Source organism: Kitasatospora sp. NPDC056531 (assembly GCF_042794375.1).
Classification (GTDB): Bacteria; Actinomycetota; Actinomycetes; order Streptomycetales; family Streptomycetaceae; genus Kitasatospora.
This window is the reverse complement of record NZ_JBHTTU010000101.1, coordinates 1-21,432: the sequence shown is the minus strand read 5'-3', so window position 1 is coordinate 21,432 and position 21,432 is coordinate 1. Positions and strand designations below refer to the sequence as shown.

Genomic DNA, 21,432 nt, shown 5'->3' with positions numbered 1-21,432 from the left:
GCCGTCGGGGCCGAGGGGGACGACGACGAGGTTGGGGGTGGTGACTCCGCTGGTGGTCCAGTTGAGGTTGCTGGAGGTGGGCTGCGGGGAGCCGCCGGCCCAGGCGGTGAGGTGTCCGCCGCCGTCGGTCTCGGTCGCGGTGACGTTGAGGACGACGGCCTTGGCGCCCCGTGGGACGCCGGAGCGCCCGGCGACCTGGAGGCTGACGGTGGCGCGGCCGGGGACCTTGTCCGTGGTCGGCTGGCCGATGGCGTAGCGGGTGTCGAGCAGCCGGTCCGGGCTGACGGCGGTGTACGTCGAGCCGGAGAGGCTGTCGGTGTAGTAGCCGAAGACGTCGGCGATGAGGTGGGTGGTGTTCCAGGAGCCGTTGAAGAGGTTGACCTTGCCGTCGGGGCCGAGGGGGACGACGACGAGGTTGGGGGTGGTGACTCCGCTGGTGGTCCAGTTGAGGTTGCTGGAGGTGGGCTGCGGGGAGCCGCTGGCCCAGGCGGTGAGGTGTCCGCCGCCGTCGGTCTCGGTCGCGGTGACGTTGAGGACGACGGCCTTGGCGCCCAGTGGGACGCCGGAGCGCCCGGCGACCTGGAGGCTGACGGTGCTACGGCCGGGGACCTTGTCCGTGGTCGGCTGGCCGATGGCGTAGCGGGTGTCGAGCAGCCGGTCCGGGCTCACCGAGGTGAAGGTGGTGCCCTGCGCGGGGGCGGTGACGGAGATCAGGTGGATGTTGCTGAGCTGGTCGGTGTACACCAGGCCGCTGCCGAAGCGGTCGACGCTCCACGGGCCCCCGAGACCGTCACTGCGGAGGTTGACCTTGATGTTGCGCGTGACCGGGGTGCCGGTGTGGAAGTCCACCACCTGGCTGTAGCTGTTGGTGTCGGTGTAGAGCAGGAACCCGTCGCCCATGGCGGCGGCGGACGGCGGGACGTCGATGGCGCTGCCGGTGGCCGGGCGCATCAGCCCGGCGGGCTGCTGGTTGCCACAGCTCCAGTACAGCCAGCCGCGGGAGGACTTGATGCCGGTGATGGTGCAGGCCTTGCCGGTCTGCAGGGTCTGGATCTGGTGGGTCGCCACGTCGAGTGCGGTGATGTCACCCGGGTTGGCGGCAGGGAAGTAGAGCTTGCCCTCGTCGATCGTGGCGATGCTGGCGAACGCGGTGGCCACCTGGGTTTCGGGCGCGCCGGGCATCGGGCCGTCGAGGTAGACCACCTTCTGTTCGGGGTGCTGGTAGGTCGAGGTGTTGATCAGGGCGTAGGGGCCGCTGGCCTCGATGAGGCTCTCGGTGACGACGTTCGGGAGCATGGGGACCGCCTTGGCGGTACTGCCCTGGCGGACGATCAGGCCACCGGTGGTCCCGGGGTGGACCACCCTGCCGTCGCCGGTGCCCACCATGGTGTTGCACCGGTTGGAGCCCGCCGTGCAGAGCCGGGACGGGTCCGGGTACAGGTCGGTGCCGATGGAGGTGCGCGCCCCGACGGCGGGCGCGCCGCCGAGGGTGACCTGGCGCTGCTCGAAGCCCTGGCCGACGGTGCTACCGCTCTCGGCGGTGGTGAGCACGTTCTCCGAGAGGGCGGCGGTGACGATGGTGTAGGCGTCCGGCTCGACCCGGTAGCCGGTGGCGGCGACCGTCGGCTGGGCGCTGCCGGCGGGGGTGACCCGCTGGACCTGCCAGGCGCTGGAGGTGTCGCCGCCCTCGACCAGGACGCCGCCGTCCGGGGTCGGGGCCAGGGTGGCGGCGACGTGCGGCAGCAGCGTCACGGGAGCGCCGCCCGCGATCGGACGGGCCTTCAGTGGCGCCTGGTTGGGGGTGGGGCTGTTGGGGCCGCCGACCGCGTTGGGGTGATCGACGCTGAGCAGCCAGTCGCCGGCGATGCCGATGGCGTCGGGCAGGTTGGTCGAGCCGAAGGGCAGCACTGTCTCGGCGGCCGAGAGGTCGGCGCGGGGCAGGACGTGGGCGTTGCAGTCGGTGCCGAACCAGGCGATGCGGTCGGGGCCGATCGCCTCCCGGCCGGCGCACCAGGACACGTTGGTGTCCCCGGAGGCCACCGGCGGGGAGACCCGCAGGGCGCCGGTGTGGGTGTCGGCCAGGGCGATCCGGTACTTGCCGGCGCTGTCGTTGAAGCCGAGGGCGGCTTCCTTGGCGTCACCGCCGAGGAAGCGGATCCGCCCCGGGATGCCGGAGGCGTCGGGCCAGCCGGTGACCGGGAGGTTGACGGTGCCGCCGGAGGCGTCCGCACGCAGGAACGCCAGGGAACCGATCTTCAGCGAGCCGCTGCCGGGCGACTCCGGCACCATCGTCTTGGCGAGCACGGCGTCGCCGTACACGCCCGCCACCCAGGTGGTGGTCGGCGTGGTCAGCGTGACGGAGGTGCCGGTGGCGGGGTTCTGGAGCTTCCAGGACGTGCCACCGTTGTTGGGGGAGCCGACGACGGTGTAGTCGCCGGTCGCGCCGTACTGCGCGGGCGTGCGCGCATAGTCGTCGTAGTACTCGTTGTAGCCGCTGACCAGGGTGGTGGCACCGGTGTCGTACGAGGTCCAGGCCATCCGGTTGTCGCGGGCGCCGTGCAGGAAGCCCTTGGGGCCGGCGGCGAGCAGGTTCTCGGTCCGCGGCTGGGGCAACGGCTGCCCCGGGACGACGAGTTCAGGTAGGAAGGCCGGGTCGGCGGCGGGCGCGGCCGGCGCGGCGGACGCCGCGGGAAGCGGGCCGGCGAGCGCGAGGGCGGATGCCAGGAGCGGCAGCACGAACAGCCGCGCCGGACGGGATCTGCGGTTCACAGTGATGGATGTCCCCCTGAAACGGCGAGGCCCGGCACGTTCGAAAGCGTCCGAAAACTGACGGTTCGACGGCTGTCGGATGGGCGCGCTCGCAAAGTATGACGTCATGAAGATCGCATGAGTGGCAGGAGGCTACCACCACGAATCCTTCGCCATCGAGCGGGTTGTGAAGATCCGGCACGGGCTGTCCGAACGGTTTCTTTTCAGCCAAATGGATAGTGCGACGGGGTGAACGACTGACTTATCGATGTGAACCCCTTTCGGGGAGGGCGCGACGCTCCTAGCATTGCGCGGCGCACACGAGGCATGTGACGCCCCTCACGTTCGTTCATTCCCCTCGTGTGACCGCTACGCCGAAGGAGTGAGGAGACAGAGTGGATTCGCCGCCGATCACCACTACCGCCACGGAAGTCCAACTCATCGACGACAGCGAGGAGTTCCGTACCCTCCGGCGCTCCTTCCGGAGCTTCGCCTTCCCGGTCACCATCGGCTTCGTGCTCTGGTACCTGCTCTACGTCCTGCTCTCCTGCTACGCACCCGGACTGATGGGCGCCAAGGTCGTCGGGCACATCAACGTGGCCCTGGTGCTCGGGCTGCTGCAGTTCGCCACCACCTTCGCCATCGCCGCCTGGTACGCCCGCTACGCGGAGCGGCGGATCGACCCGTCCGCCGCCGCGATCCGCGAGGCCCACGGTGCTGTCGTCCACGCTCCCCGGGAGTCCGCCGAATGATCGTGCTCGCCAGCTCCGCCACGGAGCACCGCGGCCTGACGATGGCCCTGTTCGGGTTCTTCGTGGCAGCCACCCTGGTCATCACCGTCTGGGCCGGGCGGCAGAACCGCAGCGCCGCCGACTTCTACGCCGGCGGCCGCGGTTTCACCGGCTTCCAGAACGGCCTGGCGATCTCCGGCGACTACATGTCCGCCGCGTCCTTCCTGGGCATCGCCGGCACCATCGCCCTGGCCGGGTACGACGGCTTCCTCTACTCGATCGGCTTCCTGGTCGCCTGGCTGGTCGCGCTGCTGCTGATCGCCGAGCCGCTGCGCAACTCCGGCCGGTTCACCATGGCGGACGTGCTCGCGTTCCGGATGCGCCAGCGCCCGGTGCGCACCGCGGCCGGGGTGTCCACCATCGTGGTGTCGATCTTCTACCTGCTGGCCCAGATGGTCGGCGCCGGGGCGCTGGTGGCCCTGCTGCTGGGGGTCACCGGGGAGGGGGCCAAGCGCTGGACCATCCTCGCGGTGGGCGCGCTGATGATCATCTACGTGGTGATAGGGGGCATGAAGGGCACCACCTGGGTGCAGATCGTCAAGGCGGTGCTGCTGATCGTCGGCGCGGCGCTGATGACCGTCCTGGTGCTCGCCAAGTACCACTTCAACCCCTCGGAGCTGCTCGGTGCGGCAGCCTCCGCGAGTGGCAAGGGATCGGCGTTCCTCGAACCCGGGCTGAAGTACGGGGCCAGCAACACCTCCAAGCTCGACTTCATCAGCCTGGGGATCGCGTTGGTGCTCGGCACCGCCGGCCTGCCGCACATCCTGGTCCGCTTCTACACCGTCCCCACCGCCAAGGCGGCCCGCAAGTCGGTGCTCTGGGCGATCGGCATCATCGGCGTCTTCTACCTGATGACCCTGGCGCTCGGCTTCGGTGCGGCGGCGCTGGTCGGCCGCAGCGGCATGGTGGCCGTGGAGGGCAAGACACCGTCCGGGAACACCGCGGCGCCGCTGCTCGCCGAGCAGCTCGGCGGCGGGTCCGGCACCACCGGCGGGGCGATCATGCTCGCGGTGATCTCGGCGGTCGCCTTCGCCACCATCCTCGCCGTGGTGGCCGGGCTCACCCTCGCCTCCTCGGCCTCCTTCGCCCATGACCTGTACGCCAACGTGATCCGGCGCGGGAAGGCGAGCGAGAAGGAGGAGGTGCGATCGGCGAAGTGGGCCGCGGTGGTGATCGGCGCGATCTCCATCGTGCTCAGCCTCTACGCAGGCAAGCTCAGCACCGCGGCCCTGGTGGCGCTGGCCTTCGCCGTGGCCGCCTCGGCGAACCTGCCGACCCTGCTCTACTCGCTGTTCTGGAAGCGCTTCACCACCGTCGGCGCGGTCAGCTCGGTCTACGCCGGTCTGATCTCCTCGGTGGTGCTGGTGGTCTTCTCCCCGGTCCTGTCCGGGGGCAAGAGCTCGCTCTTCCAGGGCGTCGACTTCCACTGGTTCCCGTTGGAGAACCCCGGCCTGGTCTCCATCCCGATCGGCTTCCTGGCCGGCTGGCTCGGCACCCTGCTGTCCAGGGAACGCCCCGACCCGGCGAAGTACGCTGAACTGGAGGTCCGCTCACTGACCGGGCTGGGCGCCCACTGATCGTCCCGTGATGACTATGCTGGCCCGGCCCCCGCCGCGACGGTGGCCGGGCCGGCCGCATTTCGGGAAGGGACGCACGTGCTGCTCGACACCTTCGGACGACAGGCCGTCGACCTGCGGGTCTCCCTGACCGACAGGTGCAACCTCCGCTGCACCTACTGCATGCCGGAGGAAGGCCTGCAGTGGCTGGCCAAGCCCGACCTGCTGACCGACGAGGAGATCGTCCGGCTGGTCACCCTGGCCGTTCGGGACCTGGGCGTGCGCGAGGTCCGCTTCACCGGCGGCGAGCCGCTGCTGCGCCCCGGACTGGTCGCGATCGTGGCCGCCTGCTCGGAGCTGGAGCCGCGCCCCGAGCTGTCCCTGACCACCAACGGCATCGGACTGGCCCGCACCGCGACCGCGCTGCGCGAGGCCGGGCTCGACCGGGTCAACGTCTCGCTGGACACCCTCGACCCCGAGGTGTTCCACACGCTCACCCGCCGCCGACGCCACCAGGACGTGCTGGACGGGCTGGCCGCGGCCGAGGCGGCCGGGCTGACCCCGGTGAAGCTGAACGCGGTGCTGATGCGCGGGGTCAACGACCACGAGGCGGCCGACCTGCTGGCCTGGTGCCTGGAGCGGCGCTACGAGCTGCGCTTCATCGAGCAGATGCCGCTGGACGCCCAGCACGGCTGGGACCGCTCGTCGATGGTCACCGCGGCGGAGATCCTGGAGCTGCTGAGCGCCCGCTTCGCAATCACCCCGGAGCCGTCCGCGGGCCGGGGAGCGGCGCCCGCCGAGCGCTGGGTGGTGGACGGCGGCCCGGGCCGGGTCGGCGTGATCGCCTCGGTCACCCGGCCGTTCTGCCGGGCCTGCGACCGGACCCGGCTGACCGCCGACGGGCAGGTGCGCAACTGCCTGTTCGCGACCGGGGAGACCGACCTGCGCACCGCGCTGCGCTCGGGGGCGGACGACGCGGAGCTGGCCGCGCTGTGGCGGGCGGCGATGTGGGGCAAGAAGGCCGGGGCCGGGATCGACGACCCGGAGTTCCACCAGCCCGAGCGGCCGATGTCGGCGATCGGCGGCTAGCCCGGCTGCTCGGTCTCCGGCCCCTCGGGAGTCTTGGGGTAGTCGGCGAAGGCGACGACCTCCTTGAGGAAGCCGCGCACGCCCAGGAACTGGGACAGGTGCTCGCGGTGCTCCTCGCAGGCCAGCCAGGTCTTGCGGCGGTCCGGGGTGTGCAGCTTGGGGTTGTTCCACACCAGCACCCAGTGGGCGTCCGCCCGGCAGCCCTTGGCGGAGCAGATCGGCGTCTGCGGGGTGTCCATCGGGGCCGTCCTCGGTGCTCGGCGGGTTGATCGTCGCCGCCAGTCTTTCACGGGCCTTCGACGATCGGACCGGGCCCGTCCGGATCCGGACATGGCGACGCCGGGCAGCCACGGGGGGAGCCGCCCGGCGTCGGTCCGTCGCTCCGACGGGGGATGCGGAGCGCGTACGCAGTATGTCACGCCGAGACCCCCGGATGGGGAGGTCTTGCATGATTAATCTGAGCTTCTTCTGAGCTTTCGTCGAGGCGATTCCGTCTCAACCACCGCGAAGTGGACGGTCAGCCCGCGTCCTGTGCACCTTCGGTGCCAGCGGGCTTTGCCTGTCCTGTACCAGCCGGCGCACCAGCCCCACCCGTACCACCGGGGCCGAGCATCAGCGGGGTGTCGTGCGGGATGTCGAAGGCGCTCGGCAGGCCCGGTGCCCGCTCCCGGCCCGCGTTGGCGACCAGCACCGCGAAGTACGGCAGCAGCACGCCGCCCGCCAGCGCGGCGATCGCCAGCCACCGCTGGACGTCCCACAGCACCACCGCGAGCAGCACGCAGAGCGTGCGGATCAGCATCGAGATGACGTAGCGGCGCTGACGCCCCCGGACGTCCTCGGACAGGCTGCTGCGAGCCCCCGTGATCCGGAAGACCTGCCCGCCGTCGGCGCTCTTGCCCATGTGTCTACCGCCCTCGTCCACGCACCCGCGCGCCGTGCCGCGCGGCCTCTTCACGGTACGCCCGGGTGCCGGGGACGACGAGACCGGGTGGGCGGGGCCCACCCGGTCGGGCGTGATAGGGGAGCCGTCCGGCGGCAGGAGCGGCTAGGAGCGGCGGGAGAGGTACTGCGGGGGGACGGCGTCGGTGAGCCAGACGCCGTTCTCGCTGAGCCGGAACTCGTGGCCGGCCGCCACCATCGCGGCCGCGTTCACGGTCAGCACCACCGGGCGGCCGTGCCGGGCGCCGACCCGGGTCGCGGTCTCGGTGTCCGCCGAGAGGTGCACGTCCTGGCGGGCCATCGGGCGCAGGCCCTCGCGGAAGATCGACGCCAGGTGGCGGTCGGCGGTGCCGTGGTACAGCACGTGCGGCGGCACGGTGGCGGTCAGACCGAGGTCGACCGCCACCGTGTGGCCCTGGTTGGCGCGGATCGAGAGACCGTCCGGCGAGTAGCCGAAGCGGCGCTTGTTGTTGCTGGCCACCACGTGGTCGAGCTCGGCCCGGGTGACCGGCCTGCCCTTCGCCGCGAGGGCGGCGAGCAACACGTCGATCCCGACCCAGCCGGACCCGTCCAGCGTGATCCCCACCAGCTCCGGCTCGTGCCGCAGGATGCGCGACAGCATCTTGCTCGTCCTGACCAGCCGCTTCTCGTCCATCATGTCTCTCGTATCCCCCCGTTGGTCAGTGGCTATGAGGCCTGGCTGACCGAACTCATGTTGAAGTCCGCGACACGCACGGGTGGCATCGCGGTGCGGGTGAAGTAGTCGCTCCACTCGCGGGGCAGGCAGCGTTCGGTGCGGCCCACCTCGGTGATCCGGCCGAGCAGGTCGACCGGGGACTCGTTGAACCGGAAGTTGTTGACCGCGCCGACCACTTCGCCGTTCTCCACCAGGTACACGCCGTCCCGGGTGAGGCCGGTGAGCAGCAGCGTCGCCGGGTCCACCTCGCGGATGTACCAGAGGCAGGTGAGCAGCAGGCCGCGCTCGGTGCGGGCGATCATCTCGTCCAGGGTCGGCGCGGACTCCTGGTCGGCCGTCTCCAGCACCAGGTTGTCGATCGCCGGGCGCAGCGGCAGGTCGGTGAGGCCGGCCGCGTGGCGGCTGGTGATCAGCTCGGTCAGCACGCCCTCGCGGATCCAGTCGGTGGCGTTGATCGGCTCGCCGTTGTCGAAGACCGAGACGTTGCCGCCACTGCGGTGCGCCAGCACGAACGGGACGGCCTCCAGGCCCGCCTCGCGCGGGTCGGAGCGCAGCGTCAGCGGCAGGCCGGCGAGCTTGTCGCCGATCCGGGTGCCCCCGCCGGGCTTGGAGAAGACGGTCCGCCCCTCGTGGGCGTCCCGGCCGCCGGAGGACCAGTTGAGGTACACCATCAGGTCGGCGACGGCCGAGGGCGGCAGCAGCGTCTCGTACCGCCCGGCCGGCAGGTCGACCTTGCGGGCGCCCCAGCCGAGGCGCTTGGTCAGCTCGGTGTGCAGGGCCTCGACGTCGATGTCGGTGAAGTCCTGGGTGGCGGCGCCGATCCAGGCCGAGCCGGACAGGTCGGCGGCCTTGGCGTTGATCTCGACCATGCCGGTGGGCTGGTCGTGGCGCAGCCGCAGGCCGGTGGAGCTGCCCAGGTAGCTGGTGGTGATCTCGTGCCGGGCGAAGCCGTACAGCAGCTCGCCCTGCGAGGCGGCGCGGGCGAAGGCCTCGCCGAGGGCCGGGCCGAAGGCGTCGAACACCTCGATGGAGGTCTCCGCGGGCGGCTGGGTGAAGTGCGGGGAGGGCGGCTGGTCGGCGACCAGCGGCTGGGCGTCCTCGGCCGGGCCGGCCGCGCGGGCGGCGTCCTCGGCGGACCGGACCAGGCCCTCGACGTCCTCGGCGGTGACGGCCTCGCGGGAGACCACGCCGGAGGCGGTGCCCTCGGCGCCGGCCACGGTGGCGATCACGGTGAGGCGGCGGCCGCGGGTGACCCCGTTGGTGGTCAGCGCGCCCCCCAGTCCATTGGGAGGGGCGGCCCAGCGCAGGTTGGCGGTGGACTCCTCGTCGGCGATCACCACGCAGCCGTCGGCGCGGGAGAGGCCGAGTGCCAGCTCGACGAGTTCGTGGGGCTGCATCGCGGTCATCAGTGACCCGCCTCCTGCTGGGTGTTGAGCACGTTGACGTTGCGGAACAGCGCCGACGGGCAGCCGTGGCTGACCGCCGCGACCTGGCCGGGCTGCGCCTTGCCGCAGTTGAAGGCGCCGCCGAGGACGTACGTCTGCGGGCCGCCGACCGCCGCCATCGAGCCCCAGAAGTCGGTGGTGGTGGCCTGGTAGGCGAAGTCCTTGACCTGGCCCGCGAGTTCGCCGTTCTTGATGGCGTACGCGCGCTGGCCGGTGAACTGGAAGTTGTAGCGCTGCATGTCGATCGACCAGGAGCGGTCGCCGACGATGTACAGGCCGTTCTCCACCCCGGCGAACAGGCCCTCGGTGTCCGGGCCGTCGGCGGCGGGCTGGAGCGAGACGTTGGCCATCCGCTGCACCGGGACGTGCGCCGGGGAGTCCGCGAAGGCGCAGCCGTTGGAGCGCTCGAAGCCCTTCAACTTGGCCATGCTTCGGTCGAGTTGATAGCCGACCAGGACACCGTCCCTGATCAGGTCCCAGGACTGGGTGGCCACGCCCTCGTCGTCGTAGCCGATGGTGGACAGACCGTGCTCGGCGGTGCGGTCGCCGGTGACGTGCATCAGCCCGGAGCCGTACTCGAGCGTGCCGAGCTGGTCGAAGGTGGCGAAGGAGGTGCCCGCGTAGGCGGCCTCGTAGCCGAGCGCGCGGTCCAGCTCGGTGGCGTGGCCGATCGACTCGTGGATGGTCAGCCAGAGGTTGGACGGGTCGACGACCAGGTCGTAGCGGCCCGCCCGGACGCTCGGGGCCTTCATCTTCTCGGCCAGCAGGACGGGCAGTTCGGCGATCTCCGCGTCCCAGTCCCACTCGGTGCCGGTGACGTACTCGTAGCCGCGGCCGACCGGCGGGGCCAGGGTGCGCATGGAGTCGAAGGCGCCGGTGCGCTCGTCGACCGAGGTGGCCTCCAGGTCGGAGTGGAGCCGGATCCGCTGCTGGGTCGTCATGGTGCCCGCGGTGTCCGCGTAGAACTTGTTCTCCTGGACGGTCAGCAGGGCCGCCTGGACGTGCGAGACGCCCTCGGCGGCCAGCAACCGGGAGCTGCGCTCGGCGAGCAGCGCGGTCTTCTCGGCGTCCGGCACCTCGAAGGGGTTGACCTCGTACGCGGAGACCCAGGTGACGTCCCGGTGGACGGGCTCGTCGGCCAGCTCGACCCGCTCGGTGGAGCCGGCCGCCCGGCTGATCCCGCCGGACAGGCGGGCCACCGCGACGGCCTGGGCGGCGACCTTCGCCGCGGCGTCGGGGGTCAGGTCCACCCCGGCGGCGAAGCCCCAGGCGCCGTCCAGCAGGACGCGGACGGCGAAGCCGAGCTGCACGCTGTCGGAGGTGCCGGCCGGGCGGGCGTCGCGCAGCCGCCAGGAGGCGCTGCGGACCCGCTCCAGGCGGAAGTCGGCGTGGCTCGCGCCGAGTTCACGGGCCCGGGTGAGGGCGGCGTCGGCCAGGGTGCGCAGCGGGAGGGCGAGGAACAGCGGATCGACGGCGCGCCCGGTCGGGGCGCCGGCGCTGACGGCCGGAGGGATCGGAGGCAATCGGGCTCCCAGGTCGCGGAGGGTGACGGTGCGGGTGCCCACAGGAGCGCCCGCACCGCATCATTTCCCGTCCACCGGGTTTCCGGCCAGCGCATTTCGACCGGTGTGCCGCGGTTTCGGCCGGCGCCTCCTACCGGGCCGTCAGGAGACGGACTCCCACCAGCCGTCCAGCTCCGGCGGGTTGTCCACGTCGACCCGCTCGCCGGGGCGCGGCACGGCCAGCGGGACGGCCTGGGCCTTGGCCTCCTTGAGCAGCCGCTCGATCGGTTCGGCCCACGGGTGCAGGCCCAGGTTGAAGGTGCACCAGTGGACAGGCACCAGTAGCCCGGCGTTGAGGTCACGGTGGGCGAGGACGGCGTCCTCGGGGGTCATGTGGATGTCCGCCCAGGCCGCGTCGTAGGCGCCGATCTGCACGAGCGCGGCGTCGAAGGGGCCGTGCTGCTCCCCGATCCGGCCGTAGCCCTCGAAGTAGCCGGAGTCGCCGGTGTAGAAGACCTTGCGGGTGGGGCCGGCGATCACCCAGGAGCCCCACAGGGTGGTGTTGCGGGTCAGGCCGCGGCCGGAGAAGTGGTGCGCGGAGGTGAGGGTGACCACCAGCTCGCCCAGGGTGCAGGTCTCGTCCCAGTCCAGCTCGATGATCCGGTGCTCCGGGACGCCCCAGCGGCGCAGGTGGCCGCCGATGCCGAGCGGCACCGCGAAGGGCGCGGACTGGCTGCGCACCAGGCGCTTGACGGTGGCCATGTCGAGGTGGTCGTAGTGGTCGTGCGAGATCAGCACGGCGTCGACCGGCGGCAGCTCCTCCAGCTCGACCGGCACCGGGTGCAGCCGCTTGGGGCCGACGTGCGCGGAAGGGGAGCAGCGGTCGCTCCAGATCGGGTCGAGCAGCACGCGGGAGCCCTCGATCTCCACCAGCGCGGAGGCGTGCCCGTACCAGGTGATCTCCACGCCCTCGGCGGCCGGGCCGGTCGCGGCGGGGCGGACGGTGGGCACCGGGTGGGCGGGGACGCGACCGGTGCGCTCGAACATCATCCGGCGGACGGTGGCGGGGTCGACGCCGGGGGCACCGGCCGTGCGGGCGAGGCTCGAGGGAGCGTTGTGGAAGACGCCGTCGCGGTACTGCGGGGAGTTGCGCACCCGCTCCTCGCGCTCGCCGTCCGGGCGTCGCCCGAACGCCGCCGGCAGGTCGCGCAGCGACCAGGCGGTCGCGCCCAGGCCCGCCGCCAGGGCGGTCAGGGCGAGCAGTCGTCCGCGTCGGTGGGTGCTCCCGGGCCGTGCCTTGGTCATGCGCCCTGCCTTCGTTCGTTCCTCGCCGGGACTGTTCGGGGAAGGGTACGGGGTCCCGGTCGGTCCACACCACGGGGGCAACGGGTGCGCCCGTCCGTGTGGTTCCCGCACAGTCGCCCCGATCGGGGCAGTGCCCCGGCCTGCGGGTCATCGGCGGGAGGTGCCGGGTGCCGCGGGTACGGGTTGTCGGATTGCGACAGTTCCTTTGGTGCGGCGCTGTGGGAGCCCGATGCGCCGACACCGCCGGGCGCCCGATAGCGTCACACTGCGTACGCAATCCGACGTACGTGCTCACACACGGAGAGAGGTGGATCGTTGAGCCGCTCGGTTCTCGTCACCGGAGGAAACCGGGGCATCGGCCTCGCGATCGCCCAGGCCTTCGCCGAAGCGGGCGACAAGGTGGCCATCACCAGCCGTTCGGGTGAGGTGCCCGAGGCCCTGGTGAAGTACGACGTCCTCGCGGTGCGCTGCGACATCACGGACGCCGCGCAGGTCGACGCCGCCTTCACCGAGATCGAGCAGAAGCACGGCGCGGTCGAGGTGCTCGTCGCCAACGCGGGCATCACCCACGACACCCTGCTGCTGCGGATGTCCGAGGAGGACTTCACCTCCGTCCTGGACACCAACCTGACCGGCACCTTCCGCGTGGTCAAGCGCGCCTCGAAGCTGATGATGCGCGCCAAGAAGGGCCGCATGGTGCTGATCTCCTCCGTGGTGGGCCTGTCCGGCTCGCCGGGCCAGGCCAACTACGCCGCCTCCAAGGCCGGCCTGGTCGGCTTCGCCCGGTCGCTGGCGCGCGAGCTCGGCCCGCGCAACATCACCGTCAACGTGGTGGCCCCCGGCTTCGTGGACACCGACATGACCGCCGTGCTCACTGACGAGCGCCGCGCGGAGATCGTCTCGGGCGTGCCGCTGGGCCGCTACGCGGCGCCCGCCGAGGTCGCCTCCACCGTGCGGTTCCTCGGGTCGGACGAGGCCGCGTACATCACCGGAGCCGTCATTCCCGTCGACGGCGGATTGGGCATGGGTCACTGATCATGAGTGGAATCCTCGAAGGCAAGCGGATCCTGATCACCGGCGTGCTGATGGAGTCCTCCATCGCCTTCCACGCCGCCAAGCTCGCGCAGGAGCAGGGCGCGGAGATCATCCTCACCGCCTTCCCGCGCCCGACCCTGACCGAGCGGATCGCCAAGAAGCTGCCGAAGCCGGTCAAGGTGCTGTCGCTGGACGTCTCCAGCGCGGAGGACCTGGCGGGCATCGCGGACCAGGTCCGCGAGACCCTGCCGACCCTGGACGGCATCGTCCACTCGATCGGCTTCGCGCCGCAGGACGCGCTGGGCGGCAACTTCCTGGACACCCCGTGGGAGTCCGTGGCCACCGCGATGCACGTCTCGGCGTACTCGCTGAAGTCGCTGACCATGGCGCTGATGCCGCTGATGCAGGACGGCGGCTCGGTGGTCGGCCTGACCTTCGACGCCCAGTTCGCCTGGCCGCAGTACGACTGGATGGGCCCGGCCAAGGCCGCCCTGGAGTCGACCAGCCGCTACCTGGCCCGCTACCTGGGCCCGCGGGACATCCGCTGCAACCTGGTCTCGGCCGGCCCGCTCGGCTCGATGGCCGCCAAGTCCATCCCGGGCTTCGGCGACCTGGCCGACACCTGGAACCACCGCTCCCCGCTGAAGTGGGACCTGAGCGACCCGGAGCCGGCCGGCCGCGCCATCGTCGCGCTGCTGTCGGACTGGTTCCCGAAGACCACCGGCGAGATCATCCATGTCGACGGCGGTCTGCACGCCATCGGCGCCTGATCCGCTGAAACGCCGCTGCCCGGCACCCCCACGGAGGGGGTGCCGGGCAGCGGCGTTTCCCCGCCCCGAGCCGAAGGGCGCGCCGGCGCCGAAAGGGAGAGCGCGAGGGAGCGACGGAGCGCCGACCGTCGGTGCCGGGTCAAGAGCGCCCGGAGGCGAGCGGGCGAGTCACAGTCACAGTGACCGTCACAGCCGCTCGCCCTCGGCGGTGGCGCAGGCGCCGATGGCGCGGCCGGCCTCGACCGAGGCGCGCTGGGCGTCGCCGGCCCGGATGGCGTCCAGGATGGTGTCGTGGCCGATGTAGCGCTCGGCGATCAGCTCGGGGCCGACGTCGTTGCGCAGGTGCGCGCGGGTGACCTCGCCGAGGTCGGCGTAGACGGCGAGCAGCACGTCGTTGTGGGCGGCGGCGACCACGGCCTGGTGGAAGGCGGCGTCGGCCTGGACGAAGTCCTCGGCGTCGCCGGAGTGCCAGGCGGCCTCGCGGCGGCCGAGCGCGGCGTCCAGCAGGTCGAGGTCGCGCGCGGTGCGGCGGACGGCGGCCAGGCCCGCCGCGGAGGTCTCCAGTGCCACCCGCAGCTCGGCGACCTGCGCCTGGTCGGCGTCGGCGAAGCGGCGGTGCATGACCCCGGCCAGCTCGCTGGTGGCGAGCACGTAGGTGCCGGAGCCCTGCCGGATGTCGAGCAGCCCGTTGTGGGCGAGGGCACGGACGGCCTCACGGACGGTGTTGCGGGCCACTCCCAGCTGTTCGACCAGCGCGGCCTCGGTGGGGATGCGCGAGCCGACGGGCCACTCCCCGGAGGTGATCTGGGCGCGCAACTGCGCGATCACCTGGTCGGACAGCGGGGTGCGCCTCGGCGATGACAGCGCCACGGGGACTCCTTGCGGCTACGGGGTGGGTGGGCCTGAGGGAAGTGGCCGGTGGATGAACGATCGGCACATCATGCCAATTTCGAGGTGCGTCAATTCATCCCATCATTCTATGATGACCTCCATGCCTCCCGCAGCAGACACCACCACCTCCCCACGAACCGAGGCCGGGCCGCAGACCGAGCGGCCCGCCGCCCCCGCCAAGTACCTCGGCTGGCTGTGCGTCGTCGCGATCGCCGCCGCCGCCTTCAACCTGCGTCCCGTGGTCACCAGCCTCGGGCCGATGCTCGACCAGGTCCGCACCGACCTCGGGATGAACCCGACGCTCGCCGGGCTGCTCACCGCCGTCCCGTCGCTGTGCTTCGGGCTGTTCGGCTTCGCCGCGCCCACGGCGGCCCGCCGGATCGGGCCGATCGCGGTGATCACGGCCGGGATGGGCGCGATCACGGCGGGCGTGCTGGCGCGCTCCTTCGCCGGCGGCACCGCGGTGTTCCTGCTGCTCACCGCGCTCGCCCTGGCCGGTGTGGCGGTCTCCAACGTGCTGCTGCCGGTGGTGATCAAGCGGTACTTCCCGGAGAAGGTCGGGCCGATGATCGGCCTGTACTCCATGGCGCTGTCCGCCGGCACCGCGCTGGCCGCCGCCGTCACCGTGCCGCTGACCAGCGCGCTGGGCGGCGACTGGCGCTACGGCCTGGGCGTCTGGGCCGCCCTGGGCGCGCTCGCCCTGGTGCTCTGGCTGCCGGTGCTGATCGCCAAGCGCGAGCGCGGCGAGCACGCCGACGGCGCCGCGGCCCCCGCCAAGCTGCCGATCTCCCGCAGCCGTACGGCTTGGGCGCTGGCCTGCTTCTTCGGCCTCCAGGCCACCGGCGCGTACGTGGTGATGGGCTGGCTGCCGAAGATCTTCCAGGACTCCGGCGTCGACAAGGGCACCTCCGGGGTGCTGCTCGCGGTCACCATGGTGATCGGCGTGCCGGTCTCCTTCGTGCTGCCCAACCTGGCCGCCCGGCGCGGCGACCAGCGGCTGTTCGTGGTGGTGCTGGCCTCCTGCGGCATCGCCGGGTACGCCGGCCTGGCGCTCGCCCCGGCCGGGGCACCGTGGGTCTGGGCGGTCCTGGTGGGCCTGTCCAACTGCGCCTTCCCGCTGGTGCTGACCATGATCGGGCTGCGCGCCCGGACCGCGGGCGGGGTGGCGCAGCTGTCCGCCTTCGCCCAGGGCGTCGGCTACCTGATCTCCATCCCGGGCCCGATCCTGATCGGCCGGATCTACCAGGTCACCGGCGAGTGGTACTGGCCGCTGGGCTTCCTGGCGCTGCTGCTGGTGCCGCAGATGCTGTTCGGCCTGCGCGCGGCCCGGGCCCGGCACATCGAGGACGAGGCGGTCCACCCGGCGGCGAAGGTCAAGGCCTGACGGTGAAGGTCAAGGCCTGACCAAAGCGGTGGGGCCGGGGATCGGCGGGCGTGTTCGGGGTGGGAGAATTCCGGACATGCCCGTTCTCGACCCGAACCCCACCGACGGCCGCAAGCAGCTCGGCCGTATCGCCTTCGCCTTCGCCGGCATCGTGGTGCTGGTGGCGATCATCGCCACCGTCGCCGCCCAGATGGGCTGACCGCCGCCCGTACCACCGTCCGGACCACCGCCGTACTCCCGGCGCCCCTTCATTTCGGTCATTTCGGGAAGGTGGCCCGGCTTCATTTCGGGAAGGTGGCCCGGCGAACGGGGCATGATGGCACCCGCCACCCCGGGGAGTGGCGGCAACCGGGGGCGTCGCGCCCCCGAGCGGCTTTTCTGCCAAGCTTGCTGGGTATGAGCGCCGAAACGCCCCGCAGGATCATCGTTCTCCGCCATGCCAAGGCCGACTGGCCGGACGGCGTGGACGACCACGAGCGGCCGCTGGCCGACCGGGGCCGCCACCAGGCCCTGGACGCCGGCCGCTGGATGGCCGATTCCGGGATCAACCCCGAATTCGTGCTCTGCTCCACCGCCCTGCGCACCCGCGAGACATGGAAGCTGGCCGCGCACGAGCTGCCCAAGCGGCCCCGCAAGACCGTCTACGAGGAGCGGATCTACGAGGCCAGCGCGGGCGAGATCATCGCCGTGCTCCAGGAGGCCCCGGAGGAGTACCCGGACGTGGTGTTGGTCGGCCACAACCCCGGCGTGCTGGGCCTGACCCAGGTGCTGGCCGGGGACGCGGGCGACCAGGACGCACTGGAGCGGCTGCGCATGGGCGGGTTCCCGACGGCGGCGATCGCGGTGCTCAGCTTCTCCGGCTCCTGGAAGGGCGTCGAGCCGGGCGTGGCCAAGCTGGTCTCGTACCACACGCCGCAGGACTAGGGGGCCTGTCCCCCGGGTCCCTGCCGGGGTCGACAGGACCCAGGAGACGGGCCCCGGGTCCGGAACGCACGCGAGGGGCGCGCGGATCGGATCCGCACGCCCCTCGTTCACGTCCGCAGGCCTTACTCGGTCGGGGTGCCGTCGTGCACGTCGGCCGCCTCGACCTCCTCGCGGGTGATGCCCAGCAGGTAGAGCACGGTGTCCAGGAAGGGCACGTTCACCGCGGTGTCGGCGGCCTCGCGCACCACCGGCTTGGCGTTGAACGCCACCCCGAGCCCGGCCGCGTTCAGCATGTCCAGGTCGTTGGCGCCGTCGCCGATCGCCACGGTCTGCTCCAGCGGCACCTTCGCCTGCTCGGCGAAGCGGGCCAGCCAGCGGGCCTTCCCGGCCCGGTCCACGATCTCGCCGACCACCCGGCCGGTGAACTTCCCGTCCACCACCTCCAGGGTGTTGGCGGCCGCGAAGTCCAGCCCCAGCAGCTCCACCAGGTGGTCGGTGACCTGGGTGAACCCGCCGGAGACCACCGCGACCTGGAAGCCCAGCCGCTGCAGGGTACGGATCAGGGTGCGCGCGCCCGGGGTGAGCCGGACCTCCGTGCGGACCTTGTCCGTCACCGAGGCGTCCAGCCCCGCCAGCAGTGCCACCCGGGCGCGCAGCGACTCGGCGAAGTCCAGCTCGCCGCGCATCGCCGCCGCCGTCACCTCGGCGACCTGCTCCTCGCAGCCCGCGTGGGCGGCGAACAGCTCGATCACCTCGTCCTGGATGAGCGTGGAGTCCACGTCCATCACCACCAGGCGCTTGGCCCGGCGCTCCAGCCCGGCCGCCACCACCGCGACGTCCACCCGCTGGGTGGCCGCCTCCTGGGCCAGCTCGGCCCGCAGCTCCTCGGTGGCCACACCCGAGACGGCCAGCTCGACCGCCGTCACCGGGTACTTGGCGAGGCGGAAGACACGGTCGATGTTGCCGCCGGCCGCGGTGATCCGGGAGGTCAGCGCGGAGACGGCGGAGGCGGTCAGCGGGTTGCCGAGCACCGTCACGTGCGAACGGCCCTCGCGGCGCGGCCGGTTGTCGCCGATGCCGGAGAGGATCTCGGCCTGCAGCTTCTGCTCGTCCGCCCAGCGGTGCACGGTGGCCCGCAGGCCGCCTTCCGCGCCGGGCGCGTGGGGCGGGGTGACCAGGGCGCACAGCGTGATGCGGCCACGCGTGACGACCTGCTCGATGTCGATCACGTCGACGCCGAAGCCGGCCAGGGTGGCGAAGAGGCCGGCGGTGATGCCGGGGCGGTCCTTGCCGAACACCTTGACGAGCAGGGTGCGCTCGTCCGCGGTCCGGGGCTGGGCGGCGGGGAGGGGCTCAGCGGCCAAGGGCGATGCGTTCATGGTGAGTCCCACGCTACCCGTCGGCCCTCGGGCGGCGGGTACCCGTCCCACCTCGCGGGACACCGGCGCGCCCCGTTCCGGTAGCAGCCTGGTCACAGTCACCCGGGGTGACTTTCATCGGCGGACGGCGGGCTGGAATGATTCCCCCCGTCAGTCAGAGGAACAGCGCACCCCCGGGCGGGGGCCACAATTCGGGGGAACCGAGAGAGCGGGGCAGGCGAGAGTGCCGCAACTCGTCATTGATATCAACGGACAGCAGCGGACTCTGGAGCCCGGGCGGTCCTACACCATCGGGCGCAATCCACAGTCGGACTTCCCGTTCGACGACGCCAGGGTCTCCTGGCAGCACGGGACGATGAGCTTCAACGGCAGCGGTTGGCTGCTGGACGACCACGGCAGCACCAACGGCACGTACGTGGCCGGCGCCCGCACCATGCAGGCCCAGCTGTTCCCCGGTGCCGTGGTCAACCTGGGCAACCCGGAGAACGGCCCCCGACTCGCCTTCTCGGCGCCCGTGGCCGCGGCCGCCCCGCAGCCCTCGCCGGTGCATGACGCCGCGACGGCCCGCGGCCCCGTCCCGACGCCCCACCAGCCCGCGCCGCAGCAGGCCTGGCCGGGGCAGGACCCGTACCAGCAGCAGGCCTGGCCGGGCCAGCAGCCCCAGCCGCAGCAGCAGCCGTTCGTGCCGCAGCAGCAGCAGTACGCGCCGCAGCCAGAGCACGGTGGCTTCCCGCAGCAGCAGGGCTTCCAGGCCCCGCCGCAGCACAGCGGTGGCGGCGCCCCGCAGCCCACGATGATCCGCAACCTGACGTCGGCCATGCGCACCGTCAGGATCGGTCGTGCGCTGGACAACGACATCGTGGTGTCCGACCTCCAGGTCTCCCGCCACCACGCCGAGCTGCGCCAGCTGCCGGACGGCCGCTACGAGATCGTCGACCTCGGCAGCCACAACGGCATCTTCCTCAACGGCCAGCCGGTGCAGCGTCAGCTGATGGGCCCGCAGGACCGGCTGACCGTCGGCCACTCCAGCTTCGTCCTGGTGGGCGACCAGCTGCAGGAGTTCGTCGACACCGGCGCGGTCTCCTTCTCCGCCCGCCACCTGACCGTCGAGGTCGAGCACAAGGGCGGCAAGAAGATCCTGCTCAACGACGTCAGCTTCGGCGTCCCGGAGAAGTCCCTGGTCGCGGTCATCGGCCCGTCCGGCTCCGGCAAGTCGACCCTGCTGCGCGCCCTCACCGGCTACCGCCCGGCCGACCGCGGCGAGGTGCTGTACGACGGCCGCAACCTCTACAAGCAGTTCGCCGAGCTCCGCTCCCGCATCGGCCTGGTGCCGCAGTCGGAGATCCTGCACCGCGAGCTCACCGTCCGAAAGGGCCTCAAGTACGCGGCCCGGCTGCGCTTCCCCGGCGACACCGAGGCGAAGGAGCGCGACGCCCGGATCGACGAGGTGCTGTACGAGCTGCGCCTGGACAAGCGCGCCGACAACAAGATCACCGCGCTCTCCGGCGGCCAGCAGAAGCGCGTCTCGGTCGCCCTGGAGCTGCTCACCAAGCCCTCGCTGATCTTCCTGGACGAGCCCACCTCGGGCCTCGACCCGGGCATGGACCGCGAGGTCATGCAGATGCTCCGCGGCCTGGCCGACGACGGCCGCACGATCCTGGTCGTCACCCACTCGGTGGCCGAACTCGCGCTCTGCGACCGGCTGCTGGTGATGGCGCCGGGCGGCTCGGTGGCCTACTTCGGCCCGCCGGACGAGGCGCTGCACTTCTTCGGGTACGAGACCTGGGCGGACGTCTTCCAGGCGTTCGAGAACTACCCGGACCACGACTGGGCCGGCCGCTACCGCGGCTCCGTGCACTACCAGCAGTACTCCGCCCCGACCGTCGAGGCGGGCGAGGTGCAGCACGTCCAGGTCGCCCAGGAGGCCGTCCGCCCGCCCAAGCCGCAGAGCTGGGGCTCGCAGCTGTGGACCCTGATGCGCCGCTACATGTCGGTGCTCGCCTCGGACCGCGGCTTCCTGGCGCTGTCGGTGCTGCTGCCCGCGGTCATCGGCGCGGTCAGCGTGCTGATCCCCAACGCACCGGGGCTCGCACCCAACCCGAAATCGCAGCTCGGCCTCAACAACGGGGCCGCGACGATCATGCTGATCCTGGCGATCGGCGCCTGCTTCTCCGGAGCGGCCAACTCGGTCCGTGAGTTGATCAAGGAACGGGCGATCTACGAACGGGAACGGGCCACCGGCCTGTCCCGCTCGGCGTACATGATGTCCAAGATCATCGTGCTGGGCATCTTCAGCGTGATCCAGGGCGCGATCATCTCCGCCGTCGGCTTCCTGCCGCGCAAGCTCCCCGAGCACGGCCTGATCGTGAAGAACCTGCCGATCATCGAGATGACCATCGGCATGATCCTTCTGAGCTTCGCCGCGATGATGTTCGGCCTGATGATCTCCGCGCTGGTGAAGACCGCCGAGAAGACCATGCCGCTGCTGGTCATGTTCGCGATCGTCCAGGTCGTCTTCACCGGCTGCCTCTTCCAGATCTTCAGCAAGCCCGGTCTGGAGCAGGTCGCCTGGCTGATGCCGGCCCGCTGGGGCACCGGCATCGTGTCCACCACGCTCGACCTGTCGCACCTCATGGGCCCCTGGAACAAGGACTTCCAGCACCCGAACTACGACCCGCTGTGGACGCACTCTGTCGCCCAGTGGGCGATCGACGCGGGCGTGCTGATCGCCATCTCGGTCGTGATCGGCGTGATCGTGACCCGGCTGCAGCGCCGGCACGAGCCGGAGGTCATGCAGAAGGGCTGACGGCCTTCGCCGAAGGGCGCTCTCCCCGGTCGGGAGAGCGCCCTTCGGCGTTACTCGACTACTCGCCCGCTCGTCTCTGGGGCGCTCCGGCCCGGTGCCGACGGTCGGCGCTCCGGCGCTCGTGCCTCGCTGGTCGCTTCTCCCTTTCGGCACCGGCGCGCCCCTTCTGCT

At 71.8% G+C, this 21,432-nt stretch carries 17 protein-coding genes and 1 pseudogene; 9 read left to right on the top strand and 9 right to left on the bottom strand.

Annotation, left to right across the window (positions count from 1 at the left end; all coding sequences use genetic code 11):
• Positions 1-2,769, bottom strand: a pseudogene (locus ACFQ87_RS38875) (hypothetical protein); the annotation flags it as partial.
• Between the two features lie 374 nt (positions 2,770-3,143).
• Between ACFQ87_RS38875 and ACFQ87_RS38870 the strand changes: the two are divergent.
• The 3 genes from ACFQ87_RS38870 (at position 3,144) to moaA (ending at position 6,184) form a co-directional block, all read left to right on the top strand.
• Positions 3,144-3,500, top strand: a complete 357-nt coding sequence (locus ACFQ87_RS38870; protein WP_380615670.1) for a DUF485 domain-containing protein — start codon at positions 3,144-3,146, stop codon at positions 3,498-3,500.
• Positions 3,497-5,116 carry a cation acetate symporter gene (locus ACFQ87_RS38865; protein ID WP_380615669.1) on the top strand — a complete coding sequence of 540 codons (1,620 nt, stop codon included), beginning with the start codon at positions 3,497-3,499 and terminating at the stop codon, positions 5,114-5,116. Before ACFQ87_RS38870 ends, ACFQ87_RS38865 begins: the two co-directional genes overlap by 4 nt.
• Positions 5,117-5,194: 78 nt before the next feature.
• Positions 5,195-6,184, top strand: coding sequence for a GTP 3',8-cyclase MoaA (gene moaA, locus ACFQ87_RS38860; RefSeq protein WP_380615668.1), 990 nt, complete (start codon positions 5,195-5,197; stop codon positions 6,182-6,184).
• Here the strand turns inward: moaA and ACFQ87_RS38855 are convergent.
• The 6 genes from ACFQ87_RS38855 to ACFQ87_RS38830 form a co-directional block, all read right to left on the bottom strand.
• Positions 6,181-6,423: a hypothetical protein gene (locus ACFQ87_RS38855; RefSeq protein WP_380615667.1), complete on the bottom strand. Its 243-nt coding sequence runs from the start codon at positions 6,421-6,423 to the stop codon at positions 6,181-6,183. The genes moaA and ACFQ87_RS38855 overlap by 4 nt on opposite strands.
• A 278-nt stretch (positions 6,424-6,701) precedes the next feature.
• Positions 6,702-7,085: a DUF3099 domain-containing protein gene (locus ACFQ87_RS38850; RefSeq protein WP_380615666.1), complete on the bottom strand. Its 384-nt coding sequence runs from the start codon at positions 7,083-7,085 to the stop codon at positions 6,702-6,704.
• A gap of 144 nt (positions 7,086-7,229) precedes the next feature.
• Positions 7,230-7,778: an RNA 2'-phosphotransferase gene (locus ACFQ87_RS38845; RefSeq protein ID WP_380615671.1), complete on the bottom strand. Its 549-nt coding sequence runs from the start codon at positions 7,776-7,778 to the stop codon at positions 7,230-7,232.
• Between the two features lie 32 nt (positions 7,779-7,810).
• A complete protein-coding gene (locus ACFQ87_RS38840; RefSeq protein ID WP_380615665.1) occupies positions 7,811-9,226 on the bottom strand; it encodes a metallopeptidase TldD-related protein in 1,416 nt (471 codons plus the stop codon).
• Positions 9,226-10,788, bottom strand: a complete 1,563-nt coding sequence (locus ACFQ87_RS38835) for a TldD/PmbA family protein (RefSeq protein WP_380615664.1) — start codon at positions 10,786-10,788, stop codon at positions 9,226-9,228. Before ACFQ87_RS38835 ends, ACFQ87_RS38840 begins: the two co-directional genes overlap by 1 nt.
• A 141-nt stretch (positions 10,789-10,929) precedes the next feature.
• Entirely contained in the window at positions 10,930-12,072 is a 1,143-nt protein-coding gene (locus tag ACFQ87_RS38830) for an MBL fold metallo-hydrolase (protein WP_380615663.1), read from the bottom strand.
• Between the two features lie 315 nt (positions 12,073-12,387).
• On the opposite strand from ACFQ87_RS38830, the gene fabG reads away from it, so the two are divergent.
• Positions 12,388-13,107, top strand: coding sequence for a 3-oxoacyl-[acyl-carrier-protein] reductase (gene fabG, locus ACFQ87_RS38825; RefSeq protein ID WP_380615662.1), 720 nt, complete (start codon positions 12,388-12,390; stop codon positions 13,105-13,107).
• A gap of 2 nt (positions 13,108-13,109) precedes the next feature.
• Positions 13,110-13,877, top strand: a complete 768-nt coding sequence (gene fabI, locus ACFQ87_RS38820; RefSeq protein WP_380615661.1) for an enoyl-ACP reductase FabI — start codon at positions 13,110-13,112, stop codon at positions 13,875-13,877.
• A gap of 186 nt (positions 13,878-14,063) precedes the next feature.
• Here the strand turns inward: fabI and ACFQ87_RS38815 are convergent, their stop codons facing one another.
• Complete coding sequence (locus ACFQ87_RS38815) at positions 14,064-14,747, bottom strand: FadR/GntR family transcriptional regulator (protein ID WP_380615660.1); 684 nt, start codon at positions 14,745-14,747, stop codon at positions 14,064-14,066.
• Positions 14,748-14,859: 112 nt separating this feature from the next.
• Between ACFQ87_RS38815 and ACFQ87_RS38810 the strand changes: the two genes are divergently transcribed.
• From ACFQ87_RS38810 to ACFQ87_RS38800, 3 genes are all read left to right on the top strand, one after another.
• Positions 14,860-16,152 (top strand): CynX/NimT family MFS transporter, encoded by a 1,293-nt coding sequence (locus tag ACFQ87_RS38810; RefSeq protein ID WP_380615659.1) that lies wholly within the window; start codon positions 14,860-14,862, stop codon positions 16,150-16,152.
• Positions 16,153-16,228: 76 nt separating this feature from the next.
• Positions 16,229-16,351, top strand: a complete 123-nt coding sequence (locus ACFQ87_RS38805; RefSeq protein ID WP_380615658.1) for an SGM_5486 family transporter-associated protein — start codon at positions 16,229-16,231, stop codon at positions 16,349-16,351.
• Positions 16,352-16,548: 197 nt separating this feature from the next.
• On the top strand, positions 16,549-17,076 hold the full coding sequence (locus ACFQ87_RS38800) for a SixA phosphatase family protein (RefSeq protein WP_380615657.1): 528 nt from the start codon (positions 16,549-16,551) through the stop codon (positions 17,074-17,076).
• A 122-nt stretch (positions 17,077-17,198) separates the two neighbouring features.
• Here the strand turns inward: ACFQ87_RS38800 and serB are convergent, their stop codons facing one another.
• Complete coding sequence (serB, locus tag ACFQ87_RS38795) at positions 17,199-18,455, bottom strand: phosphoserine phosphatase SerB (protein WP_380615656.1); 1,257 nt, start codon at positions 18,453-18,455, stop codon at positions 17,199-17,201.
• A 223-nt stretch (positions 18,456-18,678) separates the two neighbouring features.
• On the opposite strand from serB, the gene ACFQ87_RS38790 reads away from it, so the two are divergent.
• Positions 18,679-21,261: an FHA domain-containing protein gene (locus tag ACFQ87_RS38790; RefSeq protein ID WP_380615655.1), complete on the top strand. Its 2,583-nt coding sequence runs from the start codon at positions 18,679-18,681 to the stop codon at positions 21,259-21,261.
• The last annotated feature ends 171 nt before the right edge of the window (positions 21,262-21,432 follow it).

Bases quoted from the DNA above. Each gene is read 5' to 3' on its own strand.
- ACFQ87_RS38865 (WP_380615669.1), top strand. From the start codon at position 3,497: ATGATCGTGCTCGCCAGCTCCGCCACGGAGCACCGCGGCCTGACGATG.
- ACFQ87_RS38855 (WP_380615667.1), bottom strand. From the start codon at position 6,423: ATGGACACCCCGCAGACGCCGATCTGCTCCGCCAAGGGCTGCCGGGCG.
- ACFQ87_RS38850 (WP_380615666.1), bottom strand. From the start codon at position 7,085: ATGGGCAAGAGCGCCGACGGCGGGCAGGTCTTCCGGATCACGGGGGCT.
- ACFQ87_RS38845 (WP_380615671.1), bottom strand. From the start codon at position 7,778: ATGGACGAGAAGCGGCTGGTCAGGACGAGCAAGATGCTGTCGCGCATC.
- ACFQ87_RS38840 (WP_380615665.1), bottom strand. From the start codon at position 9,226: ATGACCGCGATGCAGCCCCACGAACTCGTCGAGCTGGCACTCGGCCTC.
- ACFQ87_RS38830 (WP_380615663.1), bottom strand. From the start codon at position 12,072: ATGACCAAGGCACGGCCCGGGAGCACCCACCGACGCGGACGACTGCTC.
- fabI (WP_380615661.1), top strand. From the start codon at position 13,110: ATGAGTGGAATCCTCGAAGGCAAGCGGATCCTGATCACCGGCGTGCTG.
- ACFQ87_RS38810 (WP_380615659.1), top strand. From the start codon at position 14,860: ATGACCTCCATGCCTCCCGCAGCAGACACCACCACCTCCCCACGAACC.
- ACFQ87_RS38805 (WP_380615658.1), top strand. From the start codon at position 16,229: ATGCCCGTTCTCGACCCGAACCCCACCGACGGCCGCAAGCAGCTCGGC.
- ACFQ87_RS38800 (WP_380615657.1), top strand. From the start codon at position 16,549: ATGAGCGCCGAAACGCCCCGCAGGATCATCGTTCTCCGCCATGCCAAG.
- serB (WP_380615656.1), bottom strand. From the start codon at position 18,455: ATGAACGCATCGCCCTTGGCCGCTGAGCCCCTCCCCGCCGCCCAGCCC.